The sequence below is a fragment of the uncultured Sphingopyxis sp. genome (genome assembly GCF_900078365.1).
Classification (GTDB): domain Bacteria; phylum Pseudomonadota; class Alphaproteobacteria; order Sphingomonadales; family Sphingomonadaceae; genus Sphingopyxis.
Genome location: NZ_LT598653.1, coordinates 1,274,968 through 1,287,579 on the forward strand (window position 1 = coordinate 1,274,968; position 12,612 = coordinate 1,287,579).

Genomic DNA, 12,612 nt, shown 5'->3' on the forward strand with positions numbered 1-12,612 from the left:
TTTCCTACAATCCTCCCCGATGCCATCATTGCCGCATGAAGGAACGGGACTCGAATAAATGGCGCGATCGTGCACTTGCGATCGAATTCTGGATCGCGACCATCGTGGTCGGCAGTTCCTTCCTCGTCGGCGCCTGGCAGATGGTGCGCCGCTTGTTCTAGCCCCGCATCCACGCGGGAGAATGGACGAAGAGATCGGACACCATGTCGCCTGAGGAGCATTTCTGGGCCTGCGCGCTCGCGATCGAACGCCAGCATGGCACGCGGGCCGCGGTCGTGGTGGCCGAACGGATCGGGGCTCTGGCGCTCGCCGGCGACCGCGAAGGCATCGCGATGTGGAAAGCCATCGCAGCCTGCCTCGACGAACTGATCAAGGCGCAAAACGGGACACAAGGCCACTAATCTGCCCGGATCGTTACCCGGATAGGGTCATTTTGGCGAGGAAAAGGTTCCCGCACGCCGCTGAGTTTGCTATTCGCCGCGCGCCTCGCCATCAGCACCTGGCTGGTCTGGACGAGAGGCCGACAAGGCGCAGGGCATTATGGCGGAGGATATCGAGAGGTTGCAGGCTGTCCGCGCGATCCGCGATGCGCTGGTCGAGCAGATGCTTCGTCTCGACCAGCTCGGCGACAGCCGCACCGCAGCCGACCTCAGCCCGGCGATCGATCGCCTCAATCGCGAACTCGGCGAAACCCCGAGCGACGAGGAAATCGAACGGCTGCGGCGCAATCTTTTCATGAATTGACGTTCCCCGGCGCGTGGCCGTGGTGCGTATGCCGTTCTGCGGCTAGGGTCAGTCCTCGAAATTGTCGAAATATTCGTCGAGCCGGCAGCGCGTATCGTCGGCGAGGCTTACGATGATGCGCCGTCCGTCCTCGGGATCGGCGACGCGCACGAAGCGCCCGTCCTCGACCATCGTCTTGATCCAGCGCAGCGCCGTCGTCGCAGGAACCGCCGCCGCGATGCAGAGACTCGAAACCGATATTTCGCGCCGCTCATAATGCGCAGCATAGAGATCGAGCATCATGTCCCAGGCGGGATCGGCGAACAGGTCGGACGGGAAAAATTGATCGCGCTGCCGGCGCTTGCGAATGAGCCTGCGCACCAGCTTGGCGCGGCCGCTGTCGAAGCCTCTCGGGCCAGCATCGCCGTGCCGGTCGTCGAACGGAGCGCGCCCGAGGCTCCCGAATGAGGGTCTTGTCGCAGGCTCACGATGCGCGTGTCCGCCATGATGATAATCCGCGGCTAGCGGCCGGAGGGAAGTGCCGGCCGATGGAGTGGAAACCTCTCCCATCAGCCTCCGCACCATGCGCTCGAGCTCGTCGAGACGCGCGTAGAGATCGCTATCCTGCGAGCCCGTTTCAGTGCCTATGCCCCCCATGCGTTGCCCTTTCCTCCGAAATGACGCAGCATTTATGTCCGATTTCTAGCATGGTTTCTGCGGCGTTTACATCCATTCCGGCGAGATCGGCGCCAAGCGCACCATCCACCTGGTCGTGATGTCCGTATCTTCCAGCCGAACAAGTCGCTGTCTGGGACAAGCTGCCATTTCCTATGTCTCTCGTGCGCGCGTGAAGCCGCCATCGACGATGGATGATCATGAGATATGTGCCGACTTCCCCCGGATCGGCTGCGGCGTCGCCGCGAAATGGACAGGTTCTCGATATCGGCGTCAAATCGGATCGATCGATGCGTTGTGCTGCAGCGCTTTTCGAGTCCGTGCGCTCAGCTTCGCGAGTCTCCAAGCGTAATTTCTCCAGTATGGCGCGGGATGCACTCGCGGCGGCGCCTTTGAATGTCTCCGCTATATATCGATGCCGGGTCCCCCGGGGGGGGCACCGGTTTCGGACCGGCGATACCCTTGCGCGACGAAACGGCTGCGGGGATGCAGCAGGAACACATCGCCGGCCGGGGCGCGGCCCTCCGCCCGCATTCAGCCCGGTCGCCGGACATCGAAATCGCGCGGAGCATTGCGGGCGCGCCAATAACTTATTCTCATCCCGGCTGGCTATTCCGGCGGATTGTTTGACTTGGGCCGAAAGCTCGCGCGATACTGGCGAGGGGTTACGCCGAGCCGCTGAGTGAAAATTGTCCGCATGCGGTCGGTGGTCCCGAAGCCACAATCGAAGGCAACAGCCTTGAGCGGCCGTTCACTCGCTTCGAGCATCCCGCGCGCGGCATCGACCCGCGCACGTTCGACAAACTCGTGCGGCGTAATGCCCGTTTCCTGCACGAAATGGCGCGCCAGCCCCCGCGCGCTCATCCCCACCTGCTTTGCAAGACTGTCCAGCCTATGCCGCGCGCCGAGATTGGCGGTCACATAATGCTGAATGCGCGCGATGGGCGATTCTGGATCCGCCGGCGCATTGAGATACGGGCTGAACTGCGACTGCCCGCCCTGCCGCTGGGCGACGACGACCAGTCGTTTGGCGACCGCGACCGCCACGGCTTGCCCGTGGCGTTCGCCGACCAATGCGAGTGCGAGGTCGATCCCTGCGGTAACACCTGCGGAGGTGAGGAGGCGACCATCGCGCAAGTGGATGCGGTCATGCTCGACATGGGCCGCGGGAAATCGGTCGGCGAGCTTTTGCGCGATTTGCCAGTGCGTCGTCACCCGCTTGCCGTCGAGTAATCCCGCATGGCCGAGTGCAAAGGCGCCGGTACAGATCGATCCGTAGAGGCTCGCACGCGATGGCGCTTGTTCGAGCCATGCGCGCATCGCGGGTTCGGGTTCGATGTAGGGCAGCGCCGGGCCGCCGGCGACAAGCAAGATGTCGAAGCCGCCGAGCGCCTCTTCGAAAACTAGGTCCGCAACCATTTGCATGCGGTTTGACGCGCGAACGGCATTGCGCGTCGCTCCGACCAGCAGGACCTCATAGCCTTCGCCCTCCGGCACAAACATATTGGCTTCGGCGAATACGTCGAGCGGTCCTGCAACATCGAGCGCCTGGACACCGTCATGGATCGCGATTGCGACTCTCTGCATCACCATGATCGTCTTCTTCGCTCAGTTGGCTCGATCCGGCGCCTGCTTGTCCCGATTCGGTGCCGCGCGTCCGTTGCGATCATGGCGTCGCGCGCCCAAAAAGACAGCAGGGATTGCGCCGGCGCTTCCCCGATCCCCGCCGGCGCAGTCCCCGCCATTTACGCCATCCGCACGGCCCTCGCCAATGGCGCTTTTGCGCCAGGGCGGAGCCTTGCCAAAAGCAGGAGCACATCATGATCGATACCATCGCCGGAATCCGCGTTCCCGACAGCGCGATCGCCCGCGCCGCGACCCAGCTCGTCCGCGACACCGAGGACGATCTGCTTTTCAATCACAGCCGCCGCGTCTTTTTCTGGGGCGCGCTGACGGGGGAACGCCGCGGCCTCGCCTATGACGCCGAACTGCTCTATCTCGCCGCGATGTTCCACGACATGGGGCTGACGGGCGCCTATTCGAGCGCGGACCTGCGCTTCGAGGTCGACGGCGCCAACACGGCGCGCGATTTCATGAAGAGCTACAGCGTATTCGAGCGCGACATCGAGGACGTGTGGACCGCGATCGCGCTCCACACGACCCCCGGCGTCCCCGAGCATATGCGCCCGACGATCGCGCTGACGACCGCCGGGGTCGAGATGGACGTGCTCGGTATCGCCTATCACGACTTCACGCAGGAGCAACGCGACCATGTCTGCGCGCACCATCCGCGCGAGGCCAATTTCAAGGAAGCGATCATCGAGCATTTCGCGCAGGGCATCATCAAAAAGCCCGAAACGACGTTCGGCAACGTCAAGGCCGACGTCCTCGCGCTGAAGGAGCCCGAGCATTTCGTTCGCGGCAATTTCTGCTCGATCATCCTCGGCTCGGCCTGGCCGATCTAGGCCAGCGCTCCATCATCAATCGCCGCCTGTCCCGCGACCGCGAGCGAGCGGGAAACCGGCAGACCGGAAAGGCAATGCAATGAGAATTCGCAAGCTGGCAGCCGCCATTTGCATCGGGCTCACCCTGGGCGGCGCACCGGCGGCGCACGCTGGTCAAGCCGGACCGGGCGCGAGCGCGACCAGTCCGGAGAATGTCCGCTCTTCCGAAAATGGCTGGGGTCTCAAAACCCCCGAGAGCCCGCTCGCGCGCGATGCCATTCGGCTGGTCCGCAGCGCGGAGGGGGAACTGCTGTTTCAGCACTCGATGCGTGTCTATCATTGGGCCGCTCTCGCGGGGGAGCGCAAGGGGCTGCATTTCGATCCCGATCTGCTGTTCGTCGCGGCCTTGTTTCACGATTATGGCCTGACCGCAGGCTATGGCGAGAGCCACCGGCGATACGAGGTGGACGGCGCCGATGCTGCCCGCGAATTCCTGATCGAGCACGGCATCGCGGAGGCGGAAAGCCAGAAAATCTGGCTGGCGATCGCGCTCCACACGACGAACGGCGTGTCCGGTCATCTCGACCCGGTCGCTGCGCTTCTCGCCGAAGCGGCCAACATGGATCTCGTCGGGGCGGGTTTTAACGATTTCACCGCGGCGCAGCGCGACGCCGTCGAAGCGGCCTACCCGCGCGAGCCGCAGTTCGCGGAGGACTTCATGAGCGCGCTCTATCGCAGCCTCAAGCATCGCCCCGAAACCACGCAGGGTACCGGTCTCGCCGATGTGATGGCTTACAAGGATCCGAAATTCCGGCTCAGGAACTTCAGCAAGCTGATGCTCCATTCGCCCTGGACTGCGGCACAATGAGGCGCCGGAGCCAATGCGACATTATTTCCCAGCCGGCAAAAGGAAAAAGGCCCTGACGACTGTCGGTGAAGACCTTGTCGATCTGCGCCATGCGAATCTCCGCTTCGCTCATTCTCGGCCCGCAAGCGGCCTGGCCGCAACCGCGCAAAGGGCGCGGATCAATTGAGCGAGAGATCGTCGAGCAGCGGGTAGAATTGCGTCCAGACATCGTCCTTCTTGGCGCTGGCGATATGGCAGGATGCGCATTCGTCTTTGGGTCGCGGCATCGCGGTCGCGGCCTTGGGCTCGTGGTGGTTGAAATTATAATATCCCCACCCGCCGGTCTCGGCGTATTTCCTGCTGTCCTTAACGGTGACGTCGGCCCCGTTATAGGCCGCCGGAAAATATCCGCGCCCCGAAGGCTCGGTCCGCGATCCGTCGGGATATTCGCCGGGCAGCGCGAGCTGAAGCTCCTTGAAGAAGATGGTTCCTTCAGGAAACTCGCCCGTCTTCTTGTAGATCGCGTAGGACCCGGGCTCGATATAGACATTGTGGAATTCGGGGAAGCTCGCCTCGCCGTTGTTCAGCGCATTGGGCGTGAGCGGCGCGCCGATGAAGACCCAGGTTCGCCAGTTCTTCGGCAGCTCGAGCGATCCGTCGGCTGCATATTCGGGAAGATAGCGCGCGGGAGTGACGGCCATCGCCTCCCGGCCCTCCGCCTTGGCCTGCGCCCCGCTTTCCGGCTGCGACGACGAGCAGCCGGCCAATACCGCTATCGCCGCGGTCGGCACCATGATGAGGGATATCCACGATTTGCGCACGCCAACCTCCTGTTCGCCATCAGCATTCAGCAATGTTCACGCACGAGGCGTGGGCGCGGTTACAGCCGGCGGCGATGTATCGCCGCCGGCTCCCTGGCCATCTCTCAGGCGGAGCGCCCGGTTTCGAAAAGGAACCACGCGCGCTGCTCGGCCTCGTCGGTCCACGTGTCGATGAGGCCCGAGGTTCCATTGTCGCCGGCGGCGTCGGCAGCGGCCTTGGCGGCGCGCAGCGATAGGACGAGATGGAGATTGTCGGTCCTGAGTTCGGCCAGCATGTCACGCGCCTCGACGAAGTCGGCGTCATTGTCGGGCAGGCTCTGGCGCCGCGCCACGTCGCCGATCGAGCGCAATGTCGTCCTGCCGACCTTGCGCACCCGTTCCGCGATCGCATCGGTGCTCAGCAGAATCTGCGCCGCCTGTTCGTCGAAGAGAAGATGATAGTCCCGGAAATAGGGCCCCGAGACGTGCCAATGGAAATTCTTGGTCTTGAGGTAGAGCGCGAAGCTGTCTGCGAGCGTGACGTTCAGCCGCTCCGCGAGGACGGCGATCGCCTTCTCGTCAAAATCCAGGGCTGCCATGCGTTGTTCTGCGTTTGCCGTCATATGTCGTCCTCGCGTCGCCGGGCGGCCGAGGCCGCCCTTGCTGTTCCCGTGCCCGTCATTCTTCCTCGAAGGTGACCGCGACCGCCGCGTTCGCGCTCAGGCGGACCTTGTCGCCTTCGACCTCGGCCACCAGGCCGCGCGAAATATAATGATGATGTCCCTTATGCTCGCCCTGGCCGCTGTCCGAGCGCAGCAGCTTGATCCGGTCGCCGGCAATGCGGTCCACCGTTCCGACATGGACGCCGTCCGCGCCAATCACTTCCATCTTTTCTTTCACGGCTTCGAAACCAGCCATTTTCGACCTCCTGTCGGTTTGATGCGATGTTGATAATGTCTCCGCGCCCTTTTGGTGCCTGCGACGCCAATCACTCGGGCGATGGCGGCGGGCGGTTACATCGCGCGGGGGCCGCTCCCCCGGTAAAAACCGTCCTTGCGGCGCCGGCGCGCCGATTGCCTGCCCCCCGACTGCAGCCAGCCGAGGCGGCGGAAGCGCCAGTAGAGGAAGCCGCAGATCGCGATGATCGCGCCGAAGAGCAGGAGCGCGTCCCAGGTCGCCGGCGGCCGCGGGGCGGCGATGAAGTTCATGCCGTAAAATCCGGTGATCGCCGTCGGGATCGCGAGAATTCCGGCCCAGGCAGCGAGCTGGCGGGTAATCGCCGACTGCCGCTGCTCCTCGAGCAGGCTGCTCGCCTCCATCGCGGTGCGGATGACGTCGATCAGGCCATCGCTCATCGCATCGATCCGGGTGAGGTGATCGAGCACGTCCCGAAAATAGGGCTGCGCACCGGCGGAAACGCAGGGGACATCGAGGCTCGCAAGTTTGTTGCAGACGTCCCCCATCCGGGTCAGCACATGCTTGAAATGAACCGTCTCGCGCCGAAGCTGGAAGATCAGCGCGATCTCGTCGCGGCCAAGCGAATCGTCGAGGAGACGCCTCTCCATGCGCAGCACCTCGTCGGCGATCATCTGCACGATCGGGAAATAATCGTCGACGATCAGGTCGAGGACATCGTGGACGACATATTCGGGACCCTTCACCTTGCGCGCCGCGATCCTGTCGATCCTTTCCCGCAGCCGGTGCCCGAAGGCCGTTTCCATCCGGCAGACCGTGATGACGCGCCCCTCGGCGAGGAAGATGCTGACGTCGGTATAGAGGATTTCGTCGGCGCCGAGTTCGGCGGCTTTCGCAACGATGAAGACATGATCGGCATAGAGATCGACCTTCGCAAGCTGCGATAGGCTCATCGAATCCTCGACGGCGAGTTCGTGGAGGCCGAAGGCGCGTTGCAGCCTGCCGATCTCCTCGCCTTCGGGGTCGACGACGTCGATCCAGACAAAGCCGCGTTCGGGAACAGGCGCGGCTCCCTCCCACGCGCTCCAGCGCGGCTTCTCGTCTCCACCGTGGATGGCTGCGACGATGCTCATCGCGGCGCCTTGGCCGGCGCGCCGTGCGGCGCGCGCTCACCCATCGAGCATCGCGGCATATTCGGGATGGCCGGCGGCATAGCGGGCCATGAACGGGCATTTGGCGATCACCCTTTTTCCTTCGCGGCGCAGTGTCTCGAAGACGGCATGCGCAAGCGCCTTGCCGATGCCCTGGCCGCTATACTCGCCGGGCACCTCGGTGTGCAGCAGCACGACGCGGCCATCGTCGATCCTATAATAGGTGACCGCCACGGCCTCGTCGGCGATCGGCAGTTCATATCTGCGCATCGACACATTGTTGATGATCTCGCCTGCCATCCCGCACTCCTTTCGACGGTGTCCTGCCTTCGCCGGCGCGGAAGAAGGCGCGCGGCGCCGATCGTCCGGCCCGATGCCAATCTCGTCGGGGGTCGCGGTGCGGTTACACCGGGCGGGGGGAGGGGCGGGGGCGGCCCGTCGCCGCGCCCGGCATCGGGGGCGAAGGGCGGGCGGTGCCGTAACCGCCCCGCGCCTTCGGCCGGTTGGATTAGGGCGGGATTCAAAAAAGCGTCCGGATTTCGCGGAGCGCAGCCCGGAGACGCAGCAAGGAGCGCGCATGGAGATCGCCGAAGCCATTTTCCCGATCCTGGTCATCCTGGCGCTCGGCATCGCGGCGGCCGTCCTCTCGCGCATGGTGCGGGTCAACCCGATCGTCGGCTATCTCTTCCTCGGCGTCCTCGTCTCGGCCATCCGGCCCGAACTGCTTTCGGCCGGGGGCGTCGTTCATCTGCTTGCCGAACTCGGCGTCGTCTTTTTGCTTTTCGATATCGGTCTCCATTTCTCGACCGCGCATGTCCGGCGCGAGGCGGGCAATATATTCGGGTTCGGCCCGCTCCAGGTCGGCGCATCGACCCTTCTGATCGGCGCCTTCGCGTGGGCGCTCGGCATGCCGCCCGTCGGAGCCTTTCTTGTCGGTGCCTCGCTCGCGCTTTCCTCGACCGCGATCGTCGCGGGCGTCATCGCCGAGCGCCGCCAGCAAAATTGTCCGGTCGCGCTCACCGCGACGGCGATCCTGATCTTTCAGGATGTCGCTGCGATCTTTCTTCTCATCCTGGCGGCGACGCTCGGCAGCGGCGCCGCCGGGCCGGCGATGCTCGCGGCGTTGCTGAAGACATTGGCCGCGATCGCCGTCGCGCTGCTTTCGGCGCGCCTCATCGTCCGTCCGCTCTTCGCCATCCTGTCGAAGCACGGCGCCGAGGAGGTGTTCACCGCGACCGCGCTGCTGATCGCGCTTGCCGCCGGATGGTCCGCCGCCATGGCCGGATTGTCGATGACGCTCGGGGCCTTTCTCGGCGGCATGATGGTCGCCGAGAGCCCGTTCAAGGCGAGCGTGCGCTCGGAAATCGCTCCCTTTCGCGGACTCCTCGTCAGCTTCTTTTTCCTGTCGGTCGGCGCTTCGCTCGACCTCGGCGTGATCGCCGGCGCGTGGCCGGCGATCCTCGCCATCGCGCTCGGGATCATTCTGCTCAAATCGGCGGCCAATATCTTCGCGAGCCTTTCTTTCCGCTGGTCGGTGCCCGGATCGGTGCAGCTTGGCGTGCTGATGGCGGGGGGATCCGAATTCGCCTTCGTGCTCTTCGCCATGCCCGGCGTGCGCGCCGTCATCAGCGACGCGGCGGTCGCGCAGCTCGTCGCCGCCGTCGCGCTCACGCTCGCGGCGACGCCGACCCTCGCCTATGTCGGCCGCGATCTGGCGGGACGGCTGCGCACCCGCGCGACGCCCAGGATGGCGAGCGAGATGGAGCCGCAAGGCGAGACCAACCCCGTGATTATCATCGGCATGGGCGATGTCGGGCGGACGATCGCGGACGCGCTCGAGGAGTTCGATATCCGCTATGACGCCATCGAGCGCGACGGGGTCCGGCTCCGCGATGCGGTCGCAGACGGGTATAACGCCTCCTTCGGCGATGCGTCGGACGCAAGGCTCTGGCGCGCCGTCGATCTCGGCGGCCGCCGGTTCAGCGTCATGACGGCCTCTTCGATCGCGGCGGCAAGGGACTGGTTTCCCGCGTCTCTCGCGCTGTTTCCCGATCTCCACCGTCTCTGGGTGGCCGGAACCGACGATGAAGCGGCGCAGCTCAATGAACTCGGGATCGAAGCGGTCGTCTCGCCCGAAGGCGCGCGGGGTATCGAGGCGGCCGAGGCGCTGCTTGCCGCGATGGACATCGAACCCGGCGCGGTGTCTGCCTGGGCGGGCCGGCAGCGCGCGCGCATCGCAAGCCCGCTGGCCGCGTGATGCGCTTCAGGCGGCCGGTGGCATCACGGCCCGGACCAGGGCTTCCGGATCGAGTTGGAACCCGTCGAACATCACCTCGCCGCCGGGCGCGATGACCACGAACCAGGGCGTGCCGCCGGTGCGATAGTCTTCCATCAGCGCCGGCACCGGTCGGCCGCGTTCGGGCACGGCATGTCCGAACGGAATCGCGAGGGCGTAGCGCTGCTGATCATCGCGGATGCTCTCGAATATATTGACGTCATGGCCCTCGAACACCGTCTGGATCGCCGCGAACCCCGCATTCGTGCCCGCCAGCGCGGCGACGAGCCGGACAAGGGTCGGGAAGCCATGGACATGGCACCCTTGGCACCAGTGCTGGAAGAAATAGAGAATCCGATATCCCGCGCCGAGATCGTCCAGCGACAGGGCGGCGCTGTCCCGGCCCGCGGCATCGATCCATCGCACGCCGCGGAGCGGCGGGGCGGGGCGGCCGACTATGGTCATGGCAGGTCATCCTCGAACGACGCGCGCGGATCGCATGCGGACCCGCGCGCGGGGAACAGGCCCTATGCGGCCGCGTCCGATCGGCGCGGCAGCACCCAGTCCGGCCGAGCGAAGTGGCAGGTATATCCGTCGGGGAAGCGTTCCAGATAATCCTGGTGCTCGGGCTCGGCTTCCCAGAAGGGGCCGGCGGGCTCGACCTCGGTCACCACCTTGCCGGGCCAGAGGCCCGAGGCATCGACGTCGGCGATCGTGTCCTCGGCGACGGCTTTTTGCGCTTCGCTCGTGAAATAGATCGCCGAGCGGTAGCTCGAGCCGCGATCGTTGCCCTGGCGGTTGGGCGTCGTCGGATCGTGGATCTGGAAGAAAAATTCGAGCAGCTTCCTGTAGGATGTCTGCTGCGGATCGAAGAGGATTTCGATCGCTTCGGCGTGCGTGCCGTGATCGCGATAAGTCGCGTTCGGCACGTCGCCGCCGGTATAGCCGACGCGGGTCGCGACCACGCCCTTCATCTTGCGGATCAGGTCCTGCATGCCCCAGAAGCAGCCGCCTGCCAGAACCGCGCGTTCGCTATTCATTGGATATCCTCCACCTGATCGAGATAATCACCATAGCCCTCGGCCGCCATTTCGGCCTTCGGGACAAAGCGAAGCGATGCCGAGTTGATGCAGTAGCGCAGCCCGCCCCGGTCGCGGGGGCCGTCGGGAAACACATGCCCCAGATGGCTGTCGCCATGCGTCGAGCGCACTTCGGTGCGGATCATGCCGTGGCTCGCGTCGTGCCGCTCATTGATGTTCACCGGCTCGACCGGCTTGGTGAAGCTCGGCCAGCCGCACCCCGACTCATATTTGTCGGACGATGCGAAGAGCGGCTCGCCCGACACGATGTCGACATAGATGCCCGGCTCCTTGTTGCCGAGATATTCGCCGGTCCCCGGCCGTTCGGTCCCGCTCTCCTGCGTGACGCGATATTGTTCGGGCGACAGCTTCGCGATCGCCTCTTCGCTTTTCTCATATTTGGTCATCACAACCTCCTTCTAACTGCCTGGTCTCGAAGATGGGAATGCAGCCGGCCCAGGTTCAATAGGCAGGCATGGCTTCCCTGCAGCCCCGAACCGCGCCTGCACGCGCGCAAAGCGTGCCGTCTTGCGCCAAGGTCGGCTGCTTGCCGGGAGAAGCAAGCAGCCGAAGCCCCGGGGGCGGGCTATTTCTCCGCTTTCGACACCGACCGGAGATAGGCGACGATCAGCTTCCGCTCGGCGGGGTCATCCATCTTAAGATACATCCGGCTTCCCGGCGCCATTTTCTGGGTGCCGGCAAGCCATTGGTCGAGCCTTGCCGGCGTCCAGACCCCGCCGAGCGTCTTCAGCGCCGGCGAATAGGCATATCCCGGCACGCCGGCGACGGCGCGTCCGACGACATCGCGGTGGCGCGGGCCGATGCGGTCGGCATCGACCGAGTGACAGCCCGCGCAGCGGCTTTGATACAGCGTCCGGCCCGCCGCGGTCCCATCGGCGGCGCCGCTCGGCCGCGCGGCGAGGAACAGGATAGCGCCCCCCATCGACAGCGCGGTCCCGATCCGCGATGCGGCCGCGAGCGACAAGCCCATGCCGCCTCCGTCAACCGAACAGATAGGGCGCTGCCGGGATCGGGGTTCCGGCAGCATTGTTGAGCGTCGCCCAGTGCACCGCCTCGTCGGCCGAGAGCGACGCGAAAAGCCTGGCGATGGCGGGGTCCTTGAGCGAGCTGATCTGTCCGATATAGGCGCTGGCCGCGCCCCGTTCGAGGGTGGTGGCGAGCGCCACGACATCGCTTTCCGATTTGAGCGCGCCGAGGTTCAGGTCGGCCGCATAGTCGGCGTCGGTCTTCGGCTCGGCCGGCTTGCCCCCCAGTCCCGAGACGAGCTTGGCGAGCGAATCGCGATGCGCCTCGTGATGTCCCATGAACGTCTGCGCGACCTTGAGCGTGGCGGGCGAGAGAAGGCCGCTCTTTCCCGCGATGCGATAGGCGGCGATGCCTTCGTGCTCGAGGGCGAGCGCGGTCTGGATCACGCCGAGGTCATCCGTCTGCGCCGTGGCGGCGGCGGCGGCGCGGCCCCCGACGAGGCTGCTCGCCGCGCCGATCCCCAGCACCATCGCGCCCGAGGTCAGAAATTTGCGCCGGTCACCGACCGCCGCGCGTTGATATGTTGCCATTGTCCCGTCTCCGATGCGTCCGGCCAACCGGCTCCCGTTCGGCGCCCGCATGGCGCTGCCGGGCTGCCGCTTTCCGGACCTGTCTTTCAACTCGGCGGCGAAGCGGGGCCGGTTACAGCCGGGTCC

17 protein-coding genes and 1 pseudogene are annotated in these 12,612 nt (G+C 65.3%); 6 read left to right on the forward strand and 12 right to left on the reverse strand.

The window, feature by feature from the left end:
• The first annotated feature begins 35 nt into the window (after positions 1 to 35).
• The 3 genes from QZL87_RS05680 (at position 36) to QZL87_RS05690 (ending at position 744) form a co-directional block, all read left to right on the forward strand.
• A complete protein-coding gene (locus QZL87_RS05680) occupies positions 36 to 161 on the forward strand; it encodes a hypothetical protein (protein WP_295325071.1) in 126 nt (41 codons plus the stop codon).
• 42 nt (positions 162 to 203) lie between these two features.
• The gene (locus tag QZL87_RS05685; RefSeq protein ID WP_295325074.1) at positions 204 to 401 is read left to right on the forward strand and encodes a hypothetical protein; all 198 of its coding nucleotides are present in this window, start codon (positions 204 to 206) and stop codon (positions 399 to 401) included.
• A gap of 139 nt (positions 402 to 540) precedes the next feature.
• Positions 541 to 744: a hypothetical protein gene (locus QZL87_RS05690; protein WP_295325077.1), complete on the forward strand. Its 204-nt coding sequence runs from the start codon at positions 541 to 543 to the stop codon at positions 742 to 744.
• Positions 745 to 792: 48 nt separating this feature from the next.
• On the opposite strand, the pseudogene QZL87_RS05695 reads toward QZL87_RS05690, so the two are convergent.
• Positions 793 to 1,113, reverse strand: a pseudogene (locus tag QZL87_RS05695) (MarR family transcriptional regulator); the annotation flags it as partial.
• A gap of 894 nt (positions 1,114 to 2,007) precedes the next feature.
• Positions 2,008 to 2,991, reverse strand: coding sequence for a GlxA family transcriptional regulator (locus tag QZL87_RS05700; RefSeq protein ID WP_295325080.1), 984 nt, complete (start codon positions 2,989 to 2,991; stop codon positions 2,008 to 2,010).
• Between the two features lie 227 nt (positions 2,992 to 3,218).
• Between QZL87_RS05700 and QZL87_RS05705 the strand changes: the two genes are divergently transcribed.
• Entirely contained in the window at positions 3,219 to 3,863 is a 645-nt protein-coding gene (locus tag QZL87_RS05705) for an HD domain-containing protein (protein WP_295325083.1), read from the forward strand.
• A gap of 79 nt (positions 3,864 to 3,942) precedes the next feature.
• Entirely contained in the window at positions 3,943 to 4,710 is a 768-nt protein-coding gene (locus QZL87_RS05710) for an HD domain-containing protein (RefSeq protein WP_295325086.1), read from the forward strand.
• A gap of 158 nt (positions 4,711 to 4,868) precedes the next feature.
• On the opposite strand, the gene QZL87_RS05715 is transcribed toward QZL87_RS05710, so the two are convergent.
• The 5 genes from QZL87_RS05715 to QZL87_RS05735 all read right to left on the reverse strand — a co-directional run bounded on the left by QZL87_RS05715 (position 4,869) and on the right by QZL87_RS05735 (position 7,855).
• Positions 4,869 to 5,510, reverse strand: coding sequence for a cytochrome P460 family protein (locus tag QZL87_RS05715; RefSeq protein ID WP_295325089.1), 642 nt, complete (start codon positions 5,508 to 5,510; stop codon positions 4,869 to 4,871).
• 104 nt (positions 5,511 to 5,614) lie between these two features.
• Complete coding sequence (locus QZL87_RS05720; RefSeq protein WP_295325092.1) at positions 5,615 to 6,088, reverse strand: DNA starvation/stationary phase protection protein; 474 nt, start codon at positions 6,086 to 6,088, stop codon at positions 5,615 to 5,617.
• Positions 6,089 to 6,167: 79 nt separating this feature from the next.
• Positions 6,168 to 6,407 (reverse strand): DUF2171 domain-containing protein, encoded by a 240-nt coding sequence (locus QZL87_RS05725; RefSeq protein ID WP_295325095.1) that lies wholly within the window; start codon positions 6,405 to 6,407, stop codon positions 6,168 to 6,170.
• Positions 6,408 to 6,502: 95 nt separating this feature from the next.
• On the reverse strand, positions 6,503 to 7,537 hold the full coding sequence (locus tag QZL87_RS05730; protein WP_295325098.1) for a magnesium and cobalt transport protein CorA: 1,035 nt from the start codon (positions 7,535 to 7,537) through the stop codon (positions 6,503 to 6,505).
• Between the two features lie 36 nt (positions 7,538 to 7,573).
• Complete coding sequence (locus QZL87_RS05735; RefSeq protein ID WP_295325101.1) at positions 7,574 to 7,855, reverse strand: GNAT family N-acetyltransferase; 282 nt, start codon at positions 7,853 to 7,855, stop codon at positions 7,574 to 7,576.
• Between the two features lie 277 nt (positions 7,856 to 8,132).
• Between QZL87_RS05735 and QZL87_RS05740 the strand changes: the two genes are divergently transcribed.
• Complete coding sequence (locus QZL87_RS05740) at positions 8,133 to 9,812, forward strand: cation:proton antiporter (RefSeq protein WP_295325104.1); 1,680 nt, start codon at positions 8,133 to 8,135, stop codon at positions 9,810 to 9,812.
• 6 nt (positions 9,813 to 9,818) lie between these two features.
• On the opposite strand, the gene QZL87_RS05745 is transcribed toward QZL87_RS05740, so the two are convergent.
• From QZL87_RS05745 to QZL87_RS05765, 5 genes are all read right to left on the reverse strand, one after another.
• Positions 9,819 to 10,295, reverse strand: coding sequence for a TlpA family protein disulfide reductase (locus tag QZL87_RS05745; RefSeq protein ID WP_295325108.1), 477 nt, complete (start codon positions 10,293 to 10,295; stop codon positions 9,819 to 9,821).
• 62 nt (positions 10,296 to 10,357) lie between these two features.
• On the reverse strand, positions 10,358 to 10,870 hold the full coding sequence (gene msrA / locus QZL87_RS05750) for a peptide-methionine (S)-S-oxide reductase MsrA (RefSeq protein WP_295325111.1): 513 nt from the start codon (positions 10,868 to 10,870) through the stop codon (positions 10,358 to 10,360).
• Positions 10,867 to 11,316 (reverse strand): peptide-methionine (R)-S-oxide reductase MsrB, encoded by a 450-nt coding sequence (msrB, locus tag QZL87_RS05755; protein WP_295325114.1) that lies wholly within the window; start codon positions 11,314 to 11,316, stop codon positions 10,867 to 10,869. Before msrB ends, msrA begins: the two co-directional genes overlap by 4 nt.
• Positions 11,317 to 11,495: 179 nt before the next feature.
• On the reverse strand, positions 11,496 to 11,900 hold the full coding sequence (locus tag QZL87_RS05760; RefSeq protein WP_295325117.1) for a c-type cytochrome: 405 nt from the start codon (positions 11,898 to 11,900) through the stop codon (positions 11,496 to 11,498).
• 10 nt (positions 11,901 to 11,910) lie between these two features.
• Complete coding sequence (locus QZL87_RS05765; RefSeq protein ID WP_295325120.1) at positions 11,911 to 12,486, reverse strand: ferritin-like domain-containing protein; 576 nt, start codon at positions 12,484 to 12,486, stop codon at positions 11,911 to 11,913.
• Between the last annotated feature and the right edge of the window lie 126 nt (positions 12,487 to 12,612).